Consider the following 22,215-nt stretch of genomic DNA (forward strand, 5'->3'; position numbering starts at 1 on the left):
GAATGCGGGTTCTCGTCCGTTTGCGCGCCAGACGGGACGCCGCATACGACAATGCGTATCATCACAAACTCAGGGGCCGACTCTGGGGGGCACTGGAGGGGACGGAGTTCGACGCGGTTCACGACGAGAACCGTCCGAAGCCGTTCACGTACTCCAACCCGTTCCCGCCGGGCCAAATGGAAGCTGGCGACGAGCGGACGCTGCTCGTCGCCTCGCCAGAGGAGGAGTTGCTCGCGCACATCGCGGCCGACCTGCAGGAGGATCCAGAGCTAAACATCGGTGAGATGCCCTTTACCGTCGAGGACTTCTCGCCGCTCGCGCCCGACGTGGGCGAACCCGGGACGCGGGGGACGCTCTCGACCGGAACGGGTGTACTCGTTCGGATCCCGCCGTGGCGGTTCGACGAGTACGGAATCGACAGCGATCACGACGAAGCGGAGTTCTGGCGCCCGGAGCACAGTATGGAGCCGTTCCGCAACCAGATCGAGGCGAATCTGGACCAGAAACACAATCTGTTCTGTCCGGAGTATCTGCCCGGTCCGTCGGAGACCGAGGGCGAGTTGTTCGACGGCTACGAGTTGCTCAAGACGTTCGCGATTCCAGTCACGCCGACGACCGGTGTGACCGAGACGTGGGTGTTGAGCAAATGGAAGTTCGATTACACTGTTCGGGACGACGACCATCGACGGCATCTCAATCTGTTGTTGGATGTCGGGATTGGTGAGCGTAACTCGCTCGGATTTGGGTTCGTGAATGTCCAACAATGATGGCGAGAAACGTTTTCGAGACTGAAACACATCAAGACCGGCTTGAGGAAATCCTACTGGATCGATCGTACTCCTCAATATATGATATCACGGACCTGTACGGTCGACTTCACAGCACGTATCTCTCCCTGAAATACGAAGGCGTCGGTGTCGACCAGAAATATATTGAGCAACGATTGACGCCTGAAGCCAGACCCGATTACTTTGAGCAGGGGATCGGGATGGTCAGTGTTCCAGTCAACATTTCGGAGAACACTGTCAGCTTTGGTACCGCTGGTGACGTAGTGGCAGCCGAAGCCGATTATGACATGGATAGTATCGATCCCACTGCGCCGCTCTACGCCGAGCCCGTTGATCGGAAGAAACTCTTGCGTGTCGGGTACAGTCGTCAGGATAGTCGGGCAAGCGGGCACAATATGTCTCTCGCACATGATATCACGGACAAATCGCCAGCGAAGTGTGCAGGGTACATTAGGGATCTATTCACTCAGTGGTTGCAGTCAGACATGGCGAGTGAGGTAGCAGAAGAACATCCAGACGGTGACCTCATCAACCGCCTTGCATCGTTGGAGTCAGAAGATCTCTCGAAGTTAGAAGAATCTGTCAAAGCAGAGTTCGAGAATCGGTTCCCCAGCGGGTTTACCGGTGTTCTTTCACTTCGAATTTTAACCGAGAACGGAGATCGGTTCAAGTATCCGGGCGAGTTTGAAGTCTTGAACGAGGTCACAAAACGTCGCTGGGTTGCCAATCAGATGCGGAGCTACTCTGAAGCAAAAGACAGCTCAGGAACAGCGACGGACTTTGTTACGGGAGAACAGGGCGAAGTGTTCGGTGTCAGTGACTCCCCGCTTGAGCGACACCAGGGGAAGATGGCTGAGTCCTTTCCCGACCTTTCACCGGACGAAAGTTGGCGAAACAGACCGCTAAGCAGTGAGACTGCCTTTGCCATCATCAGTGGATCGTCCGTCGTCAAAGAGTTCGTCCATCTCCTCCGAGACGATACACGTCTCTATGTCATCCCGTACCTATCGAACCCGAATCCTGGGGAAGCAGTCGCACTGTACGACCTGGCTCGCAAGGCAATGGACGACGATGGCCAGATCGTCTCGGTGATCAGTGACGAATTGACTGACCGAAGTAGTCGGTTGTACGATTCCGGCGTTCAATTGTACTACTCGGTCGTCTATGAACCTGGTCGGAAATCGAAAATCCTGATCGAGGAACCGAGCGTTTCGGTCCAGAAAATGCGTTCGATCGCCGAGGCGCACACCGAACTCCTCGGTAGTGCATTGCTGGTTAGCCAGCCAAACAGACTGCCGCTGTTCCCGAGTCCACCATATGGCCGAACAAATAGTCAAACGGACGGCGACGAATATGACGGAAGTGAGTATCTCATGTCGTCGATGTCCGATGCTGTGTTTAGTGGGTTATTGAGTGGCGGGTACTTCGCGAGTACGTTCTTCGATCGAAAAGCCGACGCAGATGACGACAACTACGGTGCCAACGATCCGTGGACGACCGCTACCCGACAGTGCCTGGGGCCAGATACCAGGCTCAACCCGGAGTGGCTCATGGACCAATACGTGCCACGCCTCGAGAATGAACAACGCAGTTCTTTCGGTGAGGACGATCTCCCGGTGCCAGACTCATTGTTGACTCGCCAGTACGTTCAATATCAGGCATTAGCACGCGCTGGCGTTCTCGGTATATCGGGTCAGGAGCCCGGTGACGCGCCACCCCTCACGCAACCCGTTCAAATCGATACTATGACAGACGACAGTAATCCAGCACGGCAGATGGCCGAGGAACAATCGTTCGAGAACCGCGAACAGCGCCTCAATAAGTTCATCGAGGCACATCCTGCCCTCGACAAGAACGAAGAACGGCAGGGTGCGTTCCTTCTGGGGGCGCTGGTCGGACGTCTCGCAGCCTACCAAACGAGTCCAAAGAAGGACCTCTCGCGGACCGTAATGCGGCAGCATCCGATCAACTCGCTCACACTGCAGCGGTTTTCGACGACACTCAATCAGGTTCTTGACAAGAATGCGGTATACTCCGAGGAAGACGAGAACGTGAACTCGATCATGAACACTCGCTACGTGGAACGGCTGAACGATATCGTTCACTCAAAGCCACCCACCGAGTGGGACCTGAGTATCTCAGACCTGCGGATGCACTATGGCCTCGGCCTCTCGTACGGTCGAAGCGACACGTCGATCGGTACGTACAATGACGACGAAAGCAATAGCGAATAACACGCCACTACAACAATGACTGACAACACGACGGAAGACGACTTTGTCGAGAACCGTTCGGAGATCGCTCTCGTTCTCGACGCCAAGGACACCAACCCGAATGGTGACCCACTAACAGCCGATAATGAGCCACGAATCGACCCAAATACGGGCCAGTGTATCGTGACCGATGTCCGGCTCAAGCGCTATCTGAGAGACCAGATCGAAGACGACGGTGACGCAATACTGATCAAGAACCCTGACGACGGCGTCTATACCAGGGAGAGGATGTACGAGGCGCTGTACGAGGAACTCGACGGAGATCCTGCAGATCTGGATGACGACGAGATCGTCGAAGGATTCCTCGGTGCTGCGACTGACGTTCGGTACTTCGGCGCGACCATTTCGGTCGACACTGATCTCGCCGAGCGACTGCCGGATCAATTCCAAGGCCCGGTACAGTTTGGCCACGGCCGGAGCTATCACGAAGTCGACCGGAATACCGAATCCAAGGAGCTAGCAACCGTTATCGGGAATAACGAGGACGACGAGCAAGGGACGTTCGCAACTGATCATCGTATCGAGTACGGTGTCATCGGATTTGGCGGTCGGATCAACGAGAACGGTGCGGATGCGACCCACCTTACGAAAGCGGATGTGGCACGATTGGATACGCTCATCTGGCGGTCACTGAAAAACCAGACGATGACCCGTTCGAAGGTCGGACAGCAGCCCCGGCTCTACCTCCGGGTCGAATACGGTCCCGACGCGTTCGAAATCGGGAGAATCAATGATCTCATCGGCGTGGAACCGGAAACAACAGTCTCGGAGATGAGAAGCGTCACCGATTATCAGCTTGACGTTCACCAGCTGATTGCGGCGCTTGACGAGCATAGCGAGCGGATCGATACCGTGTACCTGACTGCGGATACTGCCGTCGAGTTCAAATTCTCGGATCAAAACTCCGGCGACCGTGACGATTTCAGTGAGGTTCTTACCCAGAAAATTGGAGAAGATGCGGTCGAAATGTATGATGTCTACGAGCGATACACGAATGAGTGAGCGAAATCGGGTGCTCTATATCGACGCTCAAGCCCGACACCTGGTGAGACTATGACGCAGACGCAGATCAAGGCCTTCGACAACAAACGGTCTGAGTTTCGGCCCGAGAACTGCATCGGGTTCACAGTTACTTCTGGGTTTGCTCATTTCAAGAAGGTCGGCAACAATAGCGCGAAACCGACGTATCGCATTCCTCCCCGGACAACGCTTGCCGGGTTGCTGGCAGGCATATTGGGATACGACCGTGATTCCTATTATGACCTCTTCCAGCCCGAAAACTCTGCTGTATCGGTTGTTCCGCTCAATAATCCACATACTGTGTCGATCTCGAACACGACGGTCAACACGAAAGCCGATGAGGCGATAAAATATATCCCTCCGAATGTTCACTACACGAAAGGCGTCGAAGCGCTGACGCCCGAATCCTACGTCGAACTCGACCGACAGCGCGATCCGTACGAGATGCTCGTCGATCCAGTGTATCGCGTCTATGTGTCATTGGCCGATAGAGATGTCGAGTCAGAACTCTTCGACCGACTCGCGGAGTCACGCTATCACTACTCGCCGTCGCTTGGACTCTCGGAGTGTCTCGCAAAGATCGATGATGTTGAGCGCCACTCGCTGACGGAAACGAGTGGCGAGAGAATCGAGATCGATTCGACAGTCTGTGAGTTTGACGAGTCGACAGTCGTGCCTGAGCCGGAGGTGACGGTTCGCCGGGAACGCTCCCCACTCTACATGGAAGCGACCGAAGGTGGAGGTCGACGCACCACTGCATTCGGGAACGTGACGTACACCGTTGAACGAGACCGAAAAATTACTGTGAAGGATCGGCCCGCGTACGATACTGGACGCCATATTGTGAGCTTCAGTTAAATTACTTGAGGACATTTCACCATATGACCATTGAAAAGTACATTTCCCACCCCGGTGACGAACAGGGGACAGACTCGGTACTCCTCACAGATCACCTGCGTGCAGTCCGTCACATTATGCAGTCTGAACTCCCAACAGATGCGACGACCTCGCAAGGGGGAAAATTTTGCACGTTGGCGAATGTCGTTGGCTTAACCCACGACATTGCGAAGGCGACCACTTGGGCGCAGCAACACCTCCGTGATATACCGCTTGACTGCACAGAAGAGTATCGATACCACGGGTTCCCCAGCGCCTTGGTTACGCTCTACTGTGCAGAAACGTACGATACGGTAGAAAGACGAGACGCTGGTCTCGCTGCGCTGGTAGTTGCTCACCATCACAAGCGTTCGGCACCACCAGATCCGACCCACAGTAAGCAGACCTATACGTCGAACAAACAGAGTGTCCGAAACCGGTACGAGGTCGTCAATTACCAACTTCAAAATATACGCCAGCACCCCGGTGCTGAAGCAGTCGCGAACGAAATTCTTGAGGAAGCAGTCGCGCCGGGGTATTCCACATCGTGGGATGATTTTCTCGACTGGGTTGATCCTGAGCATGTGATGGATACACTCGCAGTGGCACTCGCCTCGCGAAGTCGAGGAAGTCAGTATTACGACGATCTGGTTCGGCTCTGGTCAACCCTGAAGTACGCGGACCAGCTGGCTGCGAGTCTCGGGGCGGACCTCACTGCTCACCTTGAGGAGACGGACTCAACGTCGAAATCGGTCTGGTCGATACTACAAGATTCTGGACGTAATTCTATGCGATCCTCAGCGGAAGCTTCGAACATGGCTACCGAGACCCTCGAAGACTTCATCGAAGACGAGTTGCCCGAGGAATCCGGCATCAAGGGACAACTCAACGGACTTCGGAACCAGGCTCGGAACCAGGCAATAAACAACGCCAAGACGTTGATCGAGATGGACGATTCCGTTGGGCTTGTCACGCTACCGACGGGGTTCGGGAAGACGTTCACTGGACTTGCCGCAGGCCTCACCGCGTGCGAATTGACCGATAGTAACCTTGTCTACGTCCTCCCATACACAAGTATTCTGGACCAGACGGCTTCGGAGATCGAGCGGATATTCGATGTCGATGTGACTGATCCATCTTTCACGCTTCACCATCACCTTTCGAGGACGCTCAGCGACCTCGGGGAGAAGTACACTGATGCCGATATCGGTCGGTCCGTTGGGGTGTTACACGCCGAATCCTGGCGGAGCAAGCTCACGCTCACGACAACCGTACAGCTCTTCGAGTCACTCGCCGCACCAACCGGACGGCAGGCAACGAAAATTCCTGCGCTGCAGGATGCAGTTATTGTTCTCGATGAGCCACAAGCGATTCCAGAACGGTGGTGGAAAATCGTCACCGACTTGATTGAGATGCTTGCGACTGAATATAATGCGACTGTGATTCTGATGACGGCGACCCAGCCGCGACTAATCGAGTATGGAACGAGCAAGCTGGAATCGACAACGCTCGTGGGCGATAGCGGAGACTACGTCGACTTTCTCAAGGAGAATCCCCGTGTCGAATACGTCATCGACGAGAGCATTGGCGGCGATACTCGACCGATTGATTACAGAACTGCGGCAGATCGACTAGTGGCTTCGGCCGCTTCTCGTGGCGACCCACTCGCCATTTGTAATACCAGGGCCAGTGCTCAAGAGCTGTATACTCAAACAGATGATGTTCTTTCGGTGTCTGGAAACCGATCAGCAGTTGCGGTTGGCGAAGTGCTGAATTGCTATATAAAGCGAAGGGGGCGTTCACCGAGTGTCGATGAGTTGCGGAAACTCGTGATCGATGAAAAGACGAAGTCAGGGTCGGAGTCGGTCCCAATTCTGGCGTATCTCTCGGGAGATATTCGCCCCGATGACCGTCAGTTAATCATCGATATACTTTATGACGAGAACACGGAGACTGAGCCGCTATTGGCTTCGGATCACAGCGTCGTCTTGATTTCGACGAGCGTCGTCGAGGCGGGCGTCGACATCAGCTTTGACAAAGTGTATCGGGATATCGCACCGATTCCGAATATTGTCCAATCTGGTGGGCGATGCAATCGATCGTTTGATGGCTCGATGGGTCGGGTAACTGTCTGGGCGCTCGAAGCGCCAGACGATCGTGACCAACTTCCTTCGCACGTGATCCACGGATCGCGTGGAACCGAGAACCTTCCATTGTTGCATGCTACCGAGGCAGTTCTCACGGGAGAGGATTTGCGAACGATACCGGAGGGCAAGATGGTTGGTGCGATCGTGGAAAAGTTTTATCGACACATCAATACGCAGTACGACCCGGGATCGGATTCACTCGCCGACTACGTCCACAACTGTCATATGAACGATCTAGCCGAGGAACATATGATCGAAGAGATCGACGACTACGAAGACATAATTGTCTGCTCGACTGCCGCTGAGCGCCGCGCCGGTGCTATGGGTGAGTCGACAGCAATCGCGAAGGAGCCGCTACTTGAACGCTCCGGTACCCACGTATCAGCTCGCCCACCAGCGCAATCGACAACAATCGACATCGGGAACTCAGAGTACTATCTAGTCGATGCCCGCTCGGAGCAGTACGATCCAGTATTCGGACTTGCGTAGTCTGTGTATTGTCCCGTTCGCCAGTCGCCGACCCCGATACCATATCGACTGGCCAGAAGGACCGAGGCCATCGATGGGACATAGAGAATCACTGGATAATATCATTCAAATAAAATCATGTAGTCGGTCTACCTGTTGAGTGGACCGTCGAGTGCCAGACGATTTCGAAGACGAGTTGAATTCGTGCCTACTCAGCGACGACGGACGGAAAACGTACACGAAAGCCTTCGAGGAGACGATGGAGGAAACGATCGAGCATCCACGACTGAACAAGAAGGTGAGCTACCAGTACCTGCTGCGCGTCGAGGCGTACAAACTCAAAAAGCATCTCCTCACTGGCGAGGCCTACGAGCCGTTCGAGCGGTGGTGGTGAGCGTGCCGTACGTGGTCGTGGTCTACGACGTCGAGGCCGACCGGACACGGATCATGCTCAAGTTCCTGCGTCAGTATCTGGTCCACGTGCAGAACTCGGTGCTGGAGGGGCAGGTCACCGAGGGTGATCTCGAAGCGATCCGTGCGGGAATCGACGACCGACTGGAGGATGGCGAATCGACGATCATCTACCACGTCGGCAGCGAGAAACTCCTCGATCGGACCGTCTTCGGGGACGATCCCGCCGAGGACGATCAGTTTCTTTAGGGTGACCATCGACCCCCGGGGGTTTCGGGGCTATTGCGGGTCGATGGAAATTTTGATGTGAGATGGGGGAGTTGGGTGGGGTGAGGCCGGTGAAACGGCCATGGTTTCAGACGGACCCCTTGTGGGGTTGAAGCGACCGTCTGTTCGGGCAGGAAGTCGTGGGTAAGGTCGTTTCAGACGGACCCCTTGTGGGGTTGAAGCTGTCGATCGACGAAGCGCACAACTGGATTCCAGTTTCAGACGGACCCCTTGTGGGGTTGAAGCGTACGCGGTGGAAAAGTCGAACCCGTCCCCTACAGCGTTTCAGACGGACCCCTTGTGGGGTTGAAGCACCCGGCGGAATGTCTATATCGACCGTATCGTCACTGTTTCAGACGGACCCCTTGTGGGGTTGAAGCGGGCGTCACCTCGTGAAGCTCGTGGGTCCCGTCGACGTTTCAGACGGACCCCTTGTGGGGTTGAAGCGAGTTGGTCAACCTGACCGGCACGGAGGATAACGAGTTTCAGACGGACCCCTTGTGGGGTTGAAGCTTCGTGTTCGCCGCGATCGCGTACTCTCGCATGGTTTCAGACGGACCCCTTGTGGGGTTGAAGCGGTCTCTCATTGATCGATACCACTCGTTGAGCATCTGGTTTCAGACGGACCCCTTGTGGGGTTGAAGCTAACCCCTCGTCGATCAAATGGAGAGCGACACCCTGTTTCAGACGGACCCCTTGTGGGGTTGAAGCGCCTACGCGATGCTGGTCGCGTACGTCTATGACCGAGTTTCAGACGGACCCCTTGTGGGGTTGAAGCGACGTCGGTCCGAGAGCGCGCGAGATCGGCGGAGACGGTTTCAGACGGACCCCTTGTGGGGTTGAAGCGCGCTGATCGAGGCGGGCAACTACTACGTGATCAGTGTTTCAGACGGACCCCTTGTGGGGTTGAAGCCGGTCGACGATCGAGACGCACGTGGACGCGTGCGAGTTTCAGACGGACCCCTTGTGGGGTTGAAGCACTTCGTAGTTGCTCGTTTGGGCGTTCGCTTGCGTGTTTCAGACGGACCCCTTGTGGGGTTGAAGCTCGGGGAACTCGTCGAAGCTCGGTTCGTCGTCGTTGTTTCAGACGGACCCCTTGTGGGGTTGAAGCACCTGGTACAACGAAGGACCGCTTACGGCAGGGATGTTTCAGACGGACCCCTTGTGGGGTTGAAGCGGCAACCGCCACAGTCTCAACGGCCTGACTGACATGTTTCAGACGGACCCCTTGTGGGGTTGAAGCACATCGGACTATCGGAGTCAAACGCACTCCTGGCCCCGTTTCAGACGGACCCCTTGTGGGGTTGAAGCGGGGGTGAGGGGTAACGATGGTCCGGATTAGCGCCTGGTTTCAGACGGACCCCTTGTGGGGTTGAAGCGTCGTTTGGAGGGTCCGATTGATGCCCGGTCGCGTTTCAGACGGACCCCTTGTGGGGTTGAAGCGGCCCGCCGAGACCGCTGAGGACGCCGCGATTCGGTGGTTTCAGACGGACCCCTTGTGGGGTTGAAGCCGGTCCCTCTTTTCTCCAAACTCAGTTGCGTAACGGTTTCAGACGGACCCCTTGTGGGGTTGAAGCGCCGCCGGTCCATGGTCGCCCTCCTGCTTGCGGATCAGTTTCAGACGGACCCCTTGTGGGGTTGAAGCGGTCGCGACGAGGCCGACCGCGTCGCCCACGACTACGGTTTCAGACGGACCCCTTGTGGGGTTGAAGCAGTCTGATGGAAATGCTCCTCGTCGCCGCGATCGGCGTTTCAGACGGACCCCTTGTGGGGTTGAAGCGTCGCGGAGATAGATCGTCCGGGCGGAGTCGGTCGCGTTTCAGACGGACCCCTTGTGGGGTTGAAGCTCAGACAATGGCCGTCTGAGCCATGAGCGCCAAAGTTTCAGACGGACCCCTTGTGGGGTTGAAGCTCTATCTTGTGCAGTCGGGGGTTGGACGTTGTGCCGTTTCAGACGGACCCCTTGTGGGGTTGAAGCCTATACGATTGAGACCGCCGTCATCAGCGATCGCGGTTTCAGACGGACCCCTTGTGGGGTTGAAGCTGGGATGGGCGTGCGAACCCCATCAAGATCCACAAGTTTCAGACGGACCCCTTGTGGGGTTGAAGCGGGACCTACCAGAAGGTCGAACTCCTCAAAGACTGCGTTTCAGACGGACCCCTTGTGGGGTTGAAGCGCCGTACGTCGTGAGGTAGTCGTGACAGGTGCGAGTTTCAGACGGACCCCTTGTGGGGTTGAAGCAACTCGTACGTCGTCGGTGTGTTTGCTGTTGTCCGTCGTTTCAGACGGACCCCTTGTGGAGTTGAAGCGCGAGCGTGGTCTCGTTGCCCGACGTCGCGTTGGCGTTCCAGACGGACTCCCATTGGGGTTGAAGAAAATCCGCGTGACGCTCTCGGGCAGACCAGTGCAACCCCCGCTGGCCTCAGTCGCCCTCAAGAAACGCGACGAGCCTCGCAGCCAGGTCCGCGGACCGTTCGTGAGGAACCTCGTGCCCGCAGTCGTCGACCAGCACCACCTCACTGCACTCGACCGTCGCGTCGAGCGATCGTGCCGCGGCGACCGGGATCACCTGGTCCTCGCGTCCGTGGAAGATCAACATCGGCTCCTCCGCCGTGGACAGATACGCCTCCACCGGGGCGAACGCCTCCGAGCGGCGCCCCCAGAGCGTCAGGTTCGCGTCGAGCACCGCGTAGAGCGCGTCCAGCCGGCCTGGTCGGGTCACCATGTCGAGGGTCCGCTCGATCCACGCGTCGGTGCGATGCTCGGGCTGGTGGATGACCTGTCGGGCCATCCGTTCGACGCCCGCTCGATCGCTCGGAAGGCTGGCCGCGAACAACCGCCGCCCGATCAGCGGGACGAGTGGCAGCCGAAACTGCAGCGGGACCGTCCCGTCGACGAACGCCGGCGCGACGAGGGCGACGCGATCGACGCGGTCCGAGCGCCCGGCCGCGGCGGTCACGACCGACGCCCCAAAGGAGAGCCCGACCAGATGGGCGCGCTCGATGCCGACTGCGTCGAGGAACGTCACTAGAACGTCCGCGAGCGACGGGAGGCTGTAGTCCTGGGCGGTGTCGCTCTCGCCGTGCCCCGGAAGGTCGAGGGCGTACACCTCGAACTGATCGGCCAGCCGTGGCGCGACCGCGCTCCAGCTTTCGAGAAACCCGCCGAACCCGTGCACGAGGACGACGGGCGGGCCGTCGCCGCACGTGCGATAGCGCGTCTTCACACCCGCTACGTCGACGAATCGGTCGTCCCCGGACGACATATCCCAGCGCGCACGCGCCACCGGGAAAGCTGCATCGTTCGCGACCGCCGACCGGCGGTGGGTTGATCCGATGGCCGCCCGTTGAGACCGCATGGATCGTGGCGACGCCGACCCGATCACGCTGTATCGCCTCCAGGCGTGTCCGTTCTGCGAGCGCGTCGTTCGCACGCTCGACGAGCACGACCTCCCCTATCGATCGCGGTTCGTCCGCCCGCTGCACTCCAAGCGCAACGCCGTCAAGCGCCTGGTCGGCACGCGGACGGTCCCCGCCATCGTCGACCCCGCGACGGGCGTCACGATGGCCGAGAGCGACGCGATCGTCACCTACATCGAGCAGACCTACGGTGCGGAGGTGTCGGCCTGATGGAGCTCCCCTTCGACGTCGTCGATCTGGATCCCGCCGATCCGCCCGAAGTGGGCGATCCCGCGCCCGAGTTCACCCGCCCGCTGGTCGGCCGGGAGTACTGGGAGGACACCGCGCTGTCCGCACTCACCGCCGCGGGGCCCGTCCTCCTGGTGTTCATGCCGATGCCCGGATCGTTCCCCGCGACCTATATCTGCTCGGCAATCGCCGACCGGGGCTGGACCGACGCGATCCAGGTCGTCGGCGTCTCGATCGGGACGCCTTACGCCACGGCGGACCTGCTGGACGACCACGACCTCGACGCACGGATCTACAGCGACCCCGCGAACGACGTCGCCGCAGAGTACGGTCTGGCCCACGACCTCGACGGCATGACGGGACTCAGCGAGCCACGGCCGGCGACCGTCCTCCTCGACGAGAGCGGCGTCGTCAGACACACCTGGGTCGCGACCGAGTGGCCCGAGTTCCCCGATTACGACACCATCGAGGCTGCGCTGGACGATCTGGATGCCGAGGCCTGACCCCGATCAGAGTTCGATCTCGCGCAACGAGTCGGTCTGCCCACAATAGGGGCACTGGAAGTCCGCGACTCCCACGTCGTCGGGCATTTGATACGTATAGTGCAACTCGACCATGTCGAGCTCACAGTCCTCGGCCTCGCAGGCGAGTTCCATCGTGTGTGGCATACCTGCGTCCACGCCCGCCAGCGACATAACGGTCCGCCCTGGCGACGTCACCGCCCGTTCCGCGGTCAGACCACGCCCATTGCGGAGAGCCGCTCGGGCAGGTACGTGTCGGTCACGAAATCCAGGCCATAGGAGGCGAGCGCCTGCTGTTCGGACTTCTTGTCGATCTCCAGCTGGAGTTCGATCTGCTCTTCCCAGTAGTCGCTCTGGAAGCGCGGATCGTCGAGTTCCGACTGGAGCGCGTTGATATCGGAATCCGCCAGCGGGTCGGTCGGCAGGTCGTACTCGACGATGTCCTCGGGCTGGACGCCGACGAACTGCGCGTCGGGCGTCGCGAGGTGTTTCGAGAGGTGCGCGGACTTGATCGAGCCGTACGCGACCGACCCGTAGATCCGATACGACCAGGGGTCACCGTCAGTGAAGACCACGACTTCGAGGCCGAGTTCGTCGTGCAACCGTTTGGTCAGCCGACGGGTCGCCCGCGCGGGCTGACCGCCGAGGTGGACGACCAGGGCATCATACTCGTCGTCGAACCCGTTCTCGACCAGCCGATCGCGCATACCGCCGGTCTCCACACACAGCACGAACGCGGCGTCGTTGTCGAGAAACTCGATCGTGTCGGGATCGTTCGGGATCTGATAGCCACCCTGGCCGACGTCGTGCTGGCAGTGGATCTCCCGATCCCCACGGTTGGTCTGCTCGCGAAGCCGCAACGGCCCCATCACCTTCGCGCCCGATTCCTCGGGGCGCATGTGGAACTCCTCGCGACGGACGTCCGAGACGATCTCCAGGTCCTCGATCAACTGGTTGGACTCGTCCTGGGAGGTGAACTGCGCGGGATCCAGCTCCCACGACTCGCTGAGATAGTACAACTCACGCAGGGTCGAGGATCGGTCCTGATCCAGCTGATCGGCCAGGAAGTCGATCGTGTAGATCACCTTCAGGAGCTTCTGGGCGCCGCTGACGGTCTTCGCACTGCGGGTCGAGGTTCGATCGCCGTAGACCCAGACGCGCTCGTCCTCGTCGTACTCGATGTTGGTTTTCGTTCGCGTCGGGAGCTCCATCGTGGGCACGTCGCCCGAATCGAACTGGTCGTAGAACTCGTCAGCGAGCGCGAGGAGGCGCTCGCGGGCACTCGTCTCGGGGGTTGGTGTACTCGACATGGTCAGTCGTCCAGGGTGAGTCGTTCGTCAGCGATGCCGTCGACGGCACCGCTGATCGTCGCGGGGCCGTCGATGTCGTATTCGAGCGTTTCGGTCTCGCCGGCGGCGACCGACGGCGACCACTTGATGTGGACCTCGCCGTCGAGGTCGACCGTCCGGGCGTCATCGGTCTCGGTGTCGCCGATCTCGACTGCGACGCTGTCGCCGTCGGGGGCGACCATCTCGGTCACCTCCAGATCGGCGATCGACGTGCCGTTGTTCTCGACGGTGAGCGTGACCGTGCTCCCGTCGCGGTCGCGGTCGACGAGCACGTTGTTCATGATGCGCGCGAGGGTGTCCTCGATCGCGAGTTCGGGCCGCTCGGTCAGGTGTTCGAGTTTCGTCGCCATCGCGGGCAAGATCGTCGCGAGTTGGTCGCGTTTCTCGCGGCGCTGGGCGCGCGACCGTCGTTCTTTGAGGAAGCTCTTCAACTCGCGAGCGGCCTCCCGGACCGCGAGTTCGATCTCGTCTTCGATCTCGGGCAGGTTCGCGATGGCGTCTTTGGACTCGCTCGTAAAGGGGACGTTCGTCGAGGCGACGTGGACGAGCACGACCGCGGGGCCCTGCGGCATCCCGCTCCCACCGGGCTGATCGAGTTCGTAGTTCCGCCAGTTGATCGATCGGACCACGTCGGTCGTCGCACACGCCCCGCGCTGGTAGACCAGCGGGACGCGGTTGGCGTACCGCATCAGGTCGATCTCGCCCTCGTCGGCAAGCTCACCGCCGTAGGCGATACCCGCCTCGACGACGAACGGGTCGCCGCCGTGGACGGCGGCGTCGCGCGTGCTCGCGGCGTAGAACTCCGCGTCGACCTCTTTGCGGAGGCCCGCCTCGATCAGATCGGCGGTGATCGGCGAGAGACAGTCGGTCGGCGGCGCGATGATGTCGGTCTCGCGCATCCCCTCCAGCAGCGCCGCCGCGGCGTCCCGATCGGCGGCCAACTCGTCGACGGTCGGCGGGTCGTCGGGCACCGTCCGGGCCGCGGTCCAGAACGCGTCCAGTGCGTTCTCACGGGCAGTCTCGCCGATGGTCGCGTCGTCGTACTCCTCGGTGCCGTCCGCTGCCGCGTCGATCAGGTCGCGCAACTTGTCGCGTGTCAGCCGACACCGGTCGTCGTCGCGTCGGGCGATTCGACCGGCGAGCCGACTCGCCCACCCCTCGATCGTCGCCTCGTCTTTCCGCGAACTCGTCGCGTCGTCCAGCAGTGTGAAACAGTCGCCCCGAAGTCGGTCCCGCATGGCGTCGTCGGTCTCGCCACCGCAGATTGCCGTCCAGGTCGCTCGTCGGGCCTTCTCCCGGACGGTCACGCCGAAGGTCACCTCGTAGTCGCCCTCGACGGCATCGCTCGCTTCGTCGACGATCGCCCCCACCTCGTGATGGGCGACCCGCTCGCGATTACCCAGCGCGTCGACGACCCGCTCGGCGAACGCGCGGGTCGCCTCGCGGCCCTTGTTCGCGACCGCGCCCCGGATCGCCGCTGCGAGGTCGGTCTCGTGAGCGCCCGGCGGTGCCCAGGCGAGTTCGCGGCCGTCCCATCGATCGCGAAAGGCGTCGGTGACGTTGTCGGCGGTCTTGCGCCCCACGCGGGTGAACTCCTCCTGGAGAAAGCCCGATAGCGAGTACGAATCGGTGTCTTCGAGCATCTTGATGAGCGTCCCCAACTGGACGCCGTGGGGATGGGGGCGAATCTCGCTGGTCTCGGCGGGCAACTGGTCGGTCGCGCGCTCGGAGGTCAGGTGGGCGTTGGGCTCGCGGAGTTCGATCCGGGCGTGTGGGTTGACGACCGCGGTGTGGGTGATGTAGTCGTGGAGTTGCGATCGGGCGCGCATGTTCGCCTCCAGATCGAGTTCGATGCGCGTCCCGTGTGGCCGATCCCACGTCGTCGACTCCTCGTTGTCGATCGACGGCTCGTTGGTGTCGGTGTCGATGGTCACCTCGAAGTAGGTCGCCGACCCGTTGCCCGTCCGGGAGGTGATCCGCGCTGGTTTCCCGCTGGTGAGTTGGGCGTAGAGGACGGCCGCGCTGATTCCGATACCCTGCTGCCCCCGACTCTGCTCGCGGGCGTGAAATCGACTCCCGTACAGGAGTTTCCCGAACACCTTGGGGATCTCCTCGCGGGTGATCCCGGGGCCGTTGTCCTCGACGACGACCCGATAGTAATCGCCGCGATCGCTGATTTCGACGTAGACGTCCGGGAGGATCGCGGCCTCCTGGCAGGCGTCGAGAGCGTTGTCGACGGCCTCTTTGACGACGGTCACCAGCGCCCGGGCCCCCGAGTCGAACCCGAGCATGTGCTTGTTCTTCTCGAAGAACTCCGCGATGGAGATCTCCCGCTGGCCCTCAGCGAGGTCCTCAGCGACCGCGCCCTCCCCGAGGGTCGACTGCTTCGACATGACCCGTCCTGGGTCCCCGGTCCTCAAAGATTGCGCGGTCCCGGAGTGGAAGTGTGAGCGGTCGGTGGTCGGTGGGGCCGCGGCCGTCGGCCGACCCGAGGCCCGGAAGCATTTACCGACTGCCGACGAAAGAGCGATCGATGGCCGAGACCGACCGCGAGATCGCCGTCACGCGTGACGACCTCACGCTGCCGATCATCGAGATCCTCACCGGACGAGGCTTTATCACGGGCAAGTCCGGCAGTGGCAAATCGAACACCGCGAGCGTGATCGCCGAGTCGCTGCTCGATCAGAACCTGCCCGTCTTCATCATCGACACCGACGGCGAGTACTACGGTCTCAAAGAGCAGTACGAACTCTTACACGTCGGCGGCGACACCGAGTGTGACGTCACCGTCGACGTGACCCACGCCGAAGCGATCGCGACGCTCGCCCTGGAAGACAACGTCCCGATCATCCTCGACGTCTCTGGCTTTCTCGAAGAGGACCGCTCGCGGACGCTCATCACCGAGACACTCAAACACCTGTTCAGCAAGGAAAAACGCCTGAAGAAGCCCTTCCTCGTCTTCGTCGAGGAGGCCCACGAGTTCATCCCTCAGCAAGGCGGGTTGGACGACCTGGGCCAGATCCTCATCCGCATCGCGAAACGCGGGCGCAAGCGTGGCCTGGGCCTGTGTGCGATGAGCCAGCGGCCCGCGGCGGTCGACAAAGACTACATCACCCAGTGTGACTGGATCGTCTGGCACCGCCTGACCTGGGACAACGACACTCGCGTCGTCGAGAAGATTCTCGGGCCACCGGCCGGCGACGACGTCCAGGAACTGGACGACGGGCAAGCCATTCTGATGACCGACTGGGACGAGCGCACCCGGACGGTCCGGTTCAAGAAGAAATCCACGTTCGACGCGGGCGCGACCCCCGGCCTCGACGATTTCGATCGGCCCGACCTCAAGTCCGTCAGTGACGACCTCGTCGATCGACTCGAACAGGTCGGCGGTGGGCCCGACCCCGACGACGGCCAGCGCACGCTCGACGAATCGGCCGATTCCGCCGATCCGGACGACGCCGCAGACCCCGAAGAGGTGGTCGCGCCCGACGGCGACGGTGCAGAGTCGGGCGAGGCGAACGACGACAGCGCCGTCCCCGCGGATCGCGCACCGCCCGAACCGGGCCACACGGCGATCTCTGGGGATGCACTCGACGACATCACGGCCGATCCGACGCCGGCCAGTCCCGCCGAGACCTCGCGGAGCGCCGCCACGGGCGACCGGAGCACCGGCCGATCGCGATCCGGGTCGCGCTCTCGTTCGCGCGAGTTCGATCCGGACGACCGAGACAATCTGCTCTGGGAACTCGGGCAACTCGTCCAGTTTCTCGTGCTCAGCGCCGCGAGCGTGACCTATCGATCGGTCGCAGAACTCGGCTGGCGCGTGCGCAAGCGCGGGCGGCGACTGTACCGAGCGCTCCCGGCCCGACTCACCGGCGCGCGGCCGAACCCCTACGGTGGGTCACCCCGCCGACGCGGTGAGTACGGCCACACGGGCCCCGACCGGTATTCGACACAGAACGCCGCGATCGGCGTGCTCACGATCGCAGTCGTGCTCGCGATTCTCGCGGCGGTGGGCCTCGCGATCGCCTAATCGCAGATCAGGTCGGCGGCGCGTTCGCCCGCTCGAATCCCGCCGTCGAGCGACCGCTCGGGGTACTGAGTCCGCGACCCCATCCCGGCGTAGTAGAGGCCGTCCGCGATCTCGCTCAGGTCGGTCGGCACGATCTTGTCGAGATACCCACGCTCGTAGACGGGCGCGGTCCGGGGGTTGCGAGCCGTCTCGATCCACTCGACAGCGGATCGGTCGAACTGCTCGAACAGATCGTCGAGGCCGTCGAGCCACGCGGCCTCGATGTCGTCGTCGGAGCGCTGGAAAAAGGGATCCTCGGGCCCGTCGACGTACTTGACGGCATAGAGGAGGTGCTCGCCGCCGTAGCGCTCGGGCGGGACGAAGTTGGTGTGCTCGATCAGCGCGCCGAAGGGTGCGTCGTCGACGACGTTCAGCCAGTACGTGTCGGTCAGCTGTTCGTCCATCGCGATGATCGAACAGACCGTGCCCTGGAACTCGATCGGACACGAGTAGTCGGTGAGCGATTCGAGGACCGACGGCATCGCCGCGACGATGACAGCGTCGACGGGGTGAGCGGTGGTCGTGCGAGCGGTCTGTTCGCCGTCGTCGCTTCCCTCGGCGTCCGGACCGCTCGAATCCCCGCTCGTCTCGACGGTGATCCGATCGACAGCGCCGTCTGCGAGTTCGAGGTCGGTCACGCGCGCGCCGGTCTGGATCGCGTCCCGGCCCACGTCTTCGATCAGCGCGTCGATCAGGCGGCCGAACCCACCGTCGAGATAGCCGAGATACTCTCCGCGGATCGGGTCGCGCTCGCCGCGGAACTGCACGCGCCCGAGCAGCCACGCCGCGCTGACCTCGTCGGCCCGATCCCCGAACTTCGCCTCGATCAGCGGTTCGAAGAAGTGCTCGTAGACGCCGCGAGTCGTGTGCTCGGTGACGAACTGCTCGATCGGGACGTCGTCGTAGGCGTCGAGGCTGTCGTAACTGTCGAAACTGGGAATCCCGCCGCGGAGATCGACGCCTTTCACGAGCATGCCCAGCCGGAACGTATCGTAGAGGGAGAGGTACGGATAGGCGAGGATCTCCCAGGGCTTGTCGAGCGGCCAGACCGTGCTGTCGACGTAGTTGGCGGTCTCACCCACTGGCCAGTGGAGATCCTCGCCCAGGCCCACCTCCTCGATGACTTCGACGATGCGCTCCTCGGACTTCGAGAGGTGGTGATAATACTGCTCGATCGGGTCGCCCCCGGTCTCGACGGTCGCAGCGAGGCCACCGATCTGTTCTGCGGCCTCGAAGACGGTCACCTCGCGGCCTGCGGCCTGAAGCCGTCGGGCCGCTGCGAGTCCGGCGATCCCGCCACCGACGATCGCGATCATGGGAAGCGTTGCCGACGGGCCCCCAAGGCGCTTGTCCCTCGGACCGATCCAGCCCCCACTCCGCTACCTTTTTGAGAGGGCTCCGGTTAGCGGACGCTATGGTGAGGGTGCGGGCGCCGGCGACGAGTGCGAACCTGGGGAGTGGGTTCGACGTGTTCGGCGTCGCGCTCGACCGACCGGCGGACGTGGTCAGCGTCGAACGCGCCGCCGAGACGACGATCGAGGTGACCGGCGTCGGCAGCCAGTACATCCCCGAAGATCCCGACGCGAACACCGTCGGCGCCGTCGCGCAGGCCCTCGACGCGCCCGCGCACATCGTGATCGACAAGGGCGTTCGCCCGTCGTCGGGGCTCGGCTCGTCGGCGGCGAGTGCCGCCGCGGCGGCGGTCGCGCTCAACGAGCTGTACGACTGTGGGTATTCCCGCGAGGACCTCGTCCCGATCGCCGCCGAGGGCGAGGCGCTCGTCTCGGGGACGGCCCACACCGACAACGTCGCGCCCGCGATCCTCGGTGGGTTTACGATCGCGCGTGCGGACGGCGTCACCCGGGTCGGCGCGGACGTTCCGATGGTCGTCTGTCTGCCCGAGACGGCGGTATCGACGCGTGACGCCCGCGATCTCGTCCCCGAGTCGGCCAGCCTCGACGCGCTCGTCGAAACCGTCGGGAGCGCCGCGACGCTGACGACCGGGATGCACCGCGGCGACCCCGCGCTCGTCGGGCGCGGCATGGAGGAATCGATCGTCTCGCCCGCCCGCGCGAAACTCATCGACGGGTACGACGCCGTCGAGACGGCCGCGCGCGAAGCCGGCGCGACGGGCGTTACGGTCAGCGGGGCCGGCCCGGGCGTGCTCGCGGTCTGTCGCGGCGACGACCAGCGCGATGTCGCGGGTGCGATGGTCGATGCGTTCGAGGATAGCGGCGTCGAGGCGCGGGCCTACCGCACGCGGGTCGGTCGTGGAGCGTGCCGCCTCGAATAACGTTCAGAGCGGACTCTCAGACCTGTTCGAACAGCGCGAGCACGTCCTGCGGGTCGACACGACCGTCGCCGGTGAAATCGAAATACTGCACGTTCTCCTGGATCGTGTCTGATTGTGCGTTCTGGAACAGGTAGTTCACGTCCGGGAAATCGATCTTTCCGTTCCCCGAGAGGTCCTCGTACAGGCCGTCACCGTCGGGATCGGTCATCTGATCGGGCAGGGTAGGCGTTCCAGTCGTGGTGCAGTCCGGGAACACCCTGTCTATGAGGCCGGGAATCTCCCGCTTGCAAGGGTCTTCACCGGGTGGAGCGTTCGCGGCGTGATCGTCGAGATACTCCTGCCACCACAGGCCCGGCGCGTCGGCTCGGGCACGCAGCTGCCACTCCGAATCGGGGGGATCCTCGAACAGCTGTGGTGAGTAGTCCCAGTCGAACCGCTCGACGATCGGATGCACGGGGTAGTTCTCGAAGAACGTCCGGAAGCCGACGAAGGCCTCGCTCGATGGGTTCGTGTCGCCGTCCATGCCGAAGCGGTTCAGTTGGTCCTGCTCGTCGGCGCTCAACTCGTGTGAGAGCGGTCGCCCTGCGGGGTCGCCCCACTGTTCGATCGCTGTGGGGTCACCCTCGCCCCAGACGCCGGTCGTGCCGGCGAGATACTGGAACCAGAGATTCGAGCCACCCGACTCCCAGCCGAACGCGGTCACGACGACGGGAACGCGTCGGGCGGGTGTGCCGAAGTATTTCGAGAGCGGGCGCAGCGACGACTGCGTGTGGATCTGGGCCGCATACGCGACGTTGGTGGCCCCCGAATCGACGCCGGTCAGCGATGCGGTGCCGTTCGCGCCGTTGACGGTCAGTTCGGAGGCCCAGTAGGTCCACTGGCTCCAGCGCGGGCTCCCGACGGTCACCAGTCGGTGGGGTGCGTGCTCCGCGACGACGTTCAACCAGGGCTTCGCGCGTTCGAGGAAGAGCCCCCAGTACGGTCGGCCGTTCTCCGCGTCGTCGATCGGTTCGGGGCCCATGGCGCGACCGGCCCTGTTGTCGTCGGGCCGGCCTTCACGAGGGGTTCGAAGTGGCGCACCCCAGTCGCCGTAGTACGGCCCCGTCGGTGAACTGAACAGGTCGAACAGGACGTGCTGGTCGGCATCGCCGCCGTAGCGGTCGGCGACGGTTTTCCAGAACAGCAGGAGCTCCTCGCCGAGGAGGTCCTTACCACCCTGTGCCCCACACCACGGGTCGAACCACGGGTCGGGGCTGTCGGGATCGTTCAGTCTGGCCTGATTGTGGGGGACGGTCTCGACGTCGGCGATCTGATCGGGGCCGTGCCAGAGGACGCCGCGTTCGCCACACATGCCCAGATCGTTCGGAAAGGTCTCGTTGCCACACGGGGCGTCATACTCGAACTGTGGTGTCGTCCAGTACTCCAGTCCCTTGTGTCGCTTGCGCTCGTATCGGCGCTGAAAGAACGCGGGGTACTCCCGGTGGTAGTCGAGCATGAGGTACGCCCCGCGCTCCCGGGCCACCTCGACGATCGGATCGACGTGTTTTTCGAGATACGTCGTCAGGTCGGCCTCGTCGAACGCGCCCGGTCTGATCGGCCCCCAGTACACGTCGTGGGGCATGTACGTCTCGTCGTCGCGTGTGTCGCCTCGGGCCGTGGCGGCACCGATCGCTTGCGGGGTGCAGGGGACGCGGACGACACTGTGGGGCCACTCGTCGCTGGTGGCCAGGGCGAGGATGTCTTCGATGGACCGGTGGCGAAACGAGCGCCGCGTGACGAGTGGATCGACCGTCGTTGCCCCGTGTAACTGCACCGGGTAGCCCGATTCGTCGACGATCTGGTTCCCTCTCGTCTGGAGGAAATCGAGGGATTCGACAGGGGTCGCACTCGCTGCCCCCAGCGTCCCGATTCCGAGGCCCCCACTCGCTGCGAGTGCGCCGACGCTTTTGAGGATCGCGCGCCGATCCACGGCAGACCGGGGCGATCGATCCCCGTCGTTCGATGCCGCTCGACCGTCGGAGTGGGTGCGCCGTGTCATGGCTGAAACGAGTGGTGGCACCGATTTCAAATGCCACCGATAGT

General features: G+C 61.9%; 15 protein-coding genes, 2 pseudogenes and 1 CRISPR repeat array. Of the genes and pseudogenes, 11 read left to right on the forward strand and 6 right to left on the reverse strand.

Features of this window, described 5'->3' with window-relative positions:
* The first annotated feature begins 2 nt into the window (after positions 1–2).
* From cas6 to cas2, 7 genes and pseudogenes are all read left to right on the forward strand, one after another.
* A complete protein-coding gene (gene cas6 / locus HARCEL1_RS02670; protein WP_108381062.1) occupies positions 3–767 on the forward strand; it encodes a CRISPR-associated endoribonuclease Cas6 in 765 nt (254 codons plus the stop codon).
* Complete coding sequence (locus HARCEL1_RS02675) at positions 767–3,022, forward strand: TM1802 family CRISPR-associated protein (protein ID WP_159076990.1); 2,256 nt, start codon at positions 767–769, stop codon at positions 3,020–3,022. The genes cas6 and HARCEL1_RS02675 overlap by 1 nt, the downstream gene beginning before the upstream one ends.
* 15 nt (positions 3,023–3,037) lie before the next feature.
* Positions 3,038–4,063 (forward strand): type I-B CRISPR-associated protein Cas7/Csh2, encoded by a 1,026-nt coding sequence (gene cas7b, locus HARCEL1_RS02680; RefSeq protein ID WP_108381064.1) that lies wholly within the window; start codon positions 3,038–3,040, stop codon positions 4,061–4,063.
* 51 nt (positions 4,064–4,114) lie between these two features.
* The gene (cas5b, locus tag HARCEL1_RS02685; protein WP_108381065.1) at positions 4,115–4,939 is read left to right on the forward strand and encodes a type I-B CRISPR-associated protein Cas5b; all 825 of its coding nucleotides are present in this window, start codon (positions 4,115–4,117) and stop codon (positions 4,937–4,939) included.
* Between the two features lie 23 nt (positions 4,940–4,962).
* Complete coding sequence (locus tag HARCEL1_RS02690; protein WP_108381066.1) at positions 4,963–7,593, forward strand: CRISPR-associated endonuclease Cas3''; 2,631 nt, start codon at positions 4,963–4,965, stop codon at positions 7,591–7,593.
* 157 nt (positions 7,594–7,750) lie between these two features.
* Positions 7,751–7,966: pseudogene (locus HARCEL1_RS02695) on the forward strand (type I-B CRISPR-associated endonuclease Cas1b); the annotation flags it as partial.
* Between the two features lie 2 nt (positions 7,967–7,968).
* A complete protein-coding gene (gene cas2 / locus HARCEL1_RS02700; RefSeq protein WP_108384056.1) occupies positions 7,969–8,232 on the forward strand; it encodes a CRISPR-associated endonuclease Cas2 in 264 nt (87 codons plus the stop codon).
* Between the two features lie 103 nt (positions 8,233–8,335).
* Positions 8,336–10,626: direct repeats of the CRISPR family, unit length 31 nt; unit sequence GTTTCAGACGGACCCCTTGTGGGGTTGAAGC.
* Between the two features lie 47 nt (positions 10,627–10,673).
* On the opposite strand, the gene HARCEL1_RS02705 is transcribed toward cas2, so the two are convergent.
* The gene (locus HARCEL1_RS02705; protein ID WP_159076991.1) at positions 10,674–11,516 is read right to left on the reverse strand and encodes an alpha/beta fold hydrolase; all 843 of its coding nucleotides are present in this window, start codon (positions 11,514–11,516) and stop codon (positions 10,674–10,676) included.
* A 91-nt stretch (positions 11,517–11,607) separates the two neighbouring features.
* Between HARCEL1_RS02705 and HARCEL1_RS02710 the strand changes: the two genes are divergently transcribed.
* Positions 11,608–11,880 carry a glutathione S-transferase N-terminal domain-containing protein gene (locus tag HARCEL1_RS02710; protein WP_108381068.1) on the forward strand — a complete coding sequence of 91 codons (273 nt, stop codon included), beginning with the start codon at positions 11,608–11,610 and terminating at the stop codon, positions 11,878–11,880.
* Entirely contained in the window at positions 11,880–12,401 is a 522-nt protein-coding gene (locus HARCEL1_RS02715) for a redoxin domain-containing protein (protein ID WP_108381069.1), read from the forward strand. Before HARCEL1_RS02710 ends, HARCEL1_RS02715 begins: the two co-directional genes overlap by 1 nt.
* 6 nt (positions 12,402–12,407) lie before the next feature.
* Here the strand turns inward: HARCEL1_RS02715 and HARCEL1_RS13610 are convergent, their stop codons facing one another.
* The 3 genes from HARCEL1_RS13610 to HARCEL1_RS02725 form a co-directional block, all read right to left on the reverse strand.
* Positions 12,408–12,566, reverse strand: a complete 159-nt coding sequence (locus tag HARCEL1_RS13610) for a DUF7559 family protein (protein ID WP_174182916.1) — start codon at positions 12,564–12,566, stop codon at positions 12,408–12,410.
* A gap of 65 nt (positions 12,567–12,631) precedes the next feature.
* Complete coding sequence (locus tag HARCEL1_RS02720; protein ID WP_108381070.1) at positions 12,632–13,729, reverse strand: DNA topoisomerase IV subunit A; 1,098 nt, start codon at positions 13,727–13,729, stop codon at positions 12,632–12,634.
* Positions 13,730–13,731: 2 nt separating this feature from the next.
* The gene (locus HARCEL1_RS02725; protein ID WP_108381071.1) at positions 13,732–16,161 is read right to left on the reverse strand and encodes a DNA topoisomerase VI subunit B; all 2,430 of its coding nucleotides are present in this window, start codon (positions 16,159–16,161) and stop codon (positions 13,732–13,734) included.
* A gap of 140 nt (positions 16,162–16,301) precedes the next feature.
* On the opposite strand from HARCEL1_RS02725, the pseudogene HARCEL1_RS13975 reads away from it, so the two are divergent.
* Positions 16,302–17,207 (forward strand): annotated as a pseudogene (locus HARCEL1_RS13975) (ATP-binding protein); the annotation flags it as partial.
* Positions 17,208–17,797: 590 nt separating this feature from the next.
* Here HARCEL1_RS13975 and HARCEL1_RS02735 read toward each other — a convergent pair.
* The gene (locus tag HARCEL1_RS02735; protein WP_108381073.1) at positions 17,798–19,156 is read right to left on the reverse strand and encodes an NAD(P)/FAD-dependent oxidoreductase; all 1,359 of its coding nucleotides are present in this window, start codon (positions 19,154–19,156) and stop codon (positions 17,798–17,800) included.
* Positions 19,157–19,254: 98 nt separating this feature from the next.
* Here HARCEL1_RS02735 and HARCEL1_RS02740 point away from each other — a divergent pair, with 98 nt between their 5' ends.
* Complete coding sequence (locus tag HARCEL1_RS02740; protein ID WP_108381074.1) at positions 19,255–20,133, forward strand: homoserine kinase; 879 nt, start codon at positions 19,255–19,257, stop codon at positions 20,131–20,133.
* 16 nt (positions 20,134–20,149) lie between these two features.
* On the opposite strand, the gene HARCEL1_RS02745 is transcribed toward HARCEL1_RS02740, so the two are convergent.
* Positions 20,150–22,171, reverse strand: coding sequence for a dockerin type I domain-containing protein (locus HARCEL1_RS02745; protein WP_108381075.1), 2,022 nt, complete (start codon positions 22,169–22,171; stop codon positions 20,150–20,152).
* Between the last annotated feature and the right edge of the window lie 44 nt (positions 22,172–22,215).

This window comes from Halococcoides cellulosivorans, from assembly GCF_003058365.1.
In the GTDB taxonomy this organism is placed as follows: domain Archaea; phylum Halobacteriota; class Halobacteria; order Halobacteriales; family Haloarculaceae; genus Halococcoides; species Halococcoides cellulosivorans.

What these genes read in the sequence shown, in the direction of transcription:
- cas6 (WP_108381062.1), top strand. Translation starts at nt 3, where the DNA reads ATGCGGGTTCTCGTCCGTTTGCGCGCCAGACGGGACGCCGCATACGAC.
- HARCEL1_RS02675 (WP_159076990.1), top strand. Translation starts at nt 767, where the DNA reads ATGGCGAGAAACGTTTTCGAGACTGAAACACATCAAGACCGGCTTGAG.
- cas7b (WP_108381064.1), top strand. Translation starts at nt 3,038, where the DNA reads ATGACTGACAACACGACGGAAGACGACTTTGTCGAGAACCGTTCGGAG.
- cas5b (WP_108381065.1), top strand. Translation starts at nt 4,115, where the DNA reads ATGACGCAGACGCAGATCAAGGCCTTCGACAACAAACGGTCTGAGTTT.
- HARCEL1_RS02690 (WP_108381066.1), top strand. Translation starts at nt 4,963, where the DNA reads ATGACCATTGAAAAGTACATTTCCCACCCCGGTGACGAACAGGGGACA.
- HARCEL1_RS02705 (WP_159076991.1), bottom strand. Translation starts at nt 11,516, where the DNA reads ATGTCGTCCGGGGACGACCGATTCGTCGACGTAGCGGGTGTGAAGACG.
- HARCEL1_RS02710 (WP_108381068.1), top strand. Translation starts at nt 11,608, where the DNA reads ATGGATCGTGGCGACGCCGACCCGATCACGCTGTATCGCCTCCAGGCG.
- HARCEL1_RS02715 (WP_108381069.1), top strand. Translation starts at nt 11,880, where the DNA reads ATGGAGCTCCCCTTCGACGTCGTCGATCTGGATCCCGCCGATCCGCCC.
- HARCEL1_RS13610 (WP_174182916.1), bottom strand. Translation starts at nt 12,566, where the DNA reads ATGCCACACACGATGGAACTCGCCTGCGAGGCCGAGGACTGTGAGCTC.
- HARCEL1_RS02720 (WP_108381070.1), bottom strand. Translation starts at nt 13,729, where the DNA reads ATGTCGAGTACACCAACCCCCGAGACGAGTGCCCGCGAGCGCCTCCTC.
- HARCEL1_RS02725 (WP_108381071.1), bottom strand. Translation starts at nt 16,161, where the DNA reads ATGTCGAAGCAGTCGACCCTCGGGGAGGGCGCGGTCGCTGAGGACCTC.
- HARCEL1_RS02735 (WP_108381073.1), bottom strand. Translation starts at nt 19,156, where the DNA reads ATGATCGCGATCGTCGGTGGCGGGATCGCCGGACTCGCAGCGGCCCGA.
- HARCEL1_RS02740 (WP_108381074.1), top strand. Translation starts at nt 19,255, where the DNA reads ATGGTGAGGGTGCGGGCGCCGGCGACGAGTGCGAACCTGGGGAGTGGG.
- HARCEL1_RS02745 (WP_108381075.1), bottom strand. Translation starts at nt 22,171, where the DNA reads ATGACACGGCGCACCCACTCCGACGGTCGAGCGGCATCGAACGACGGG.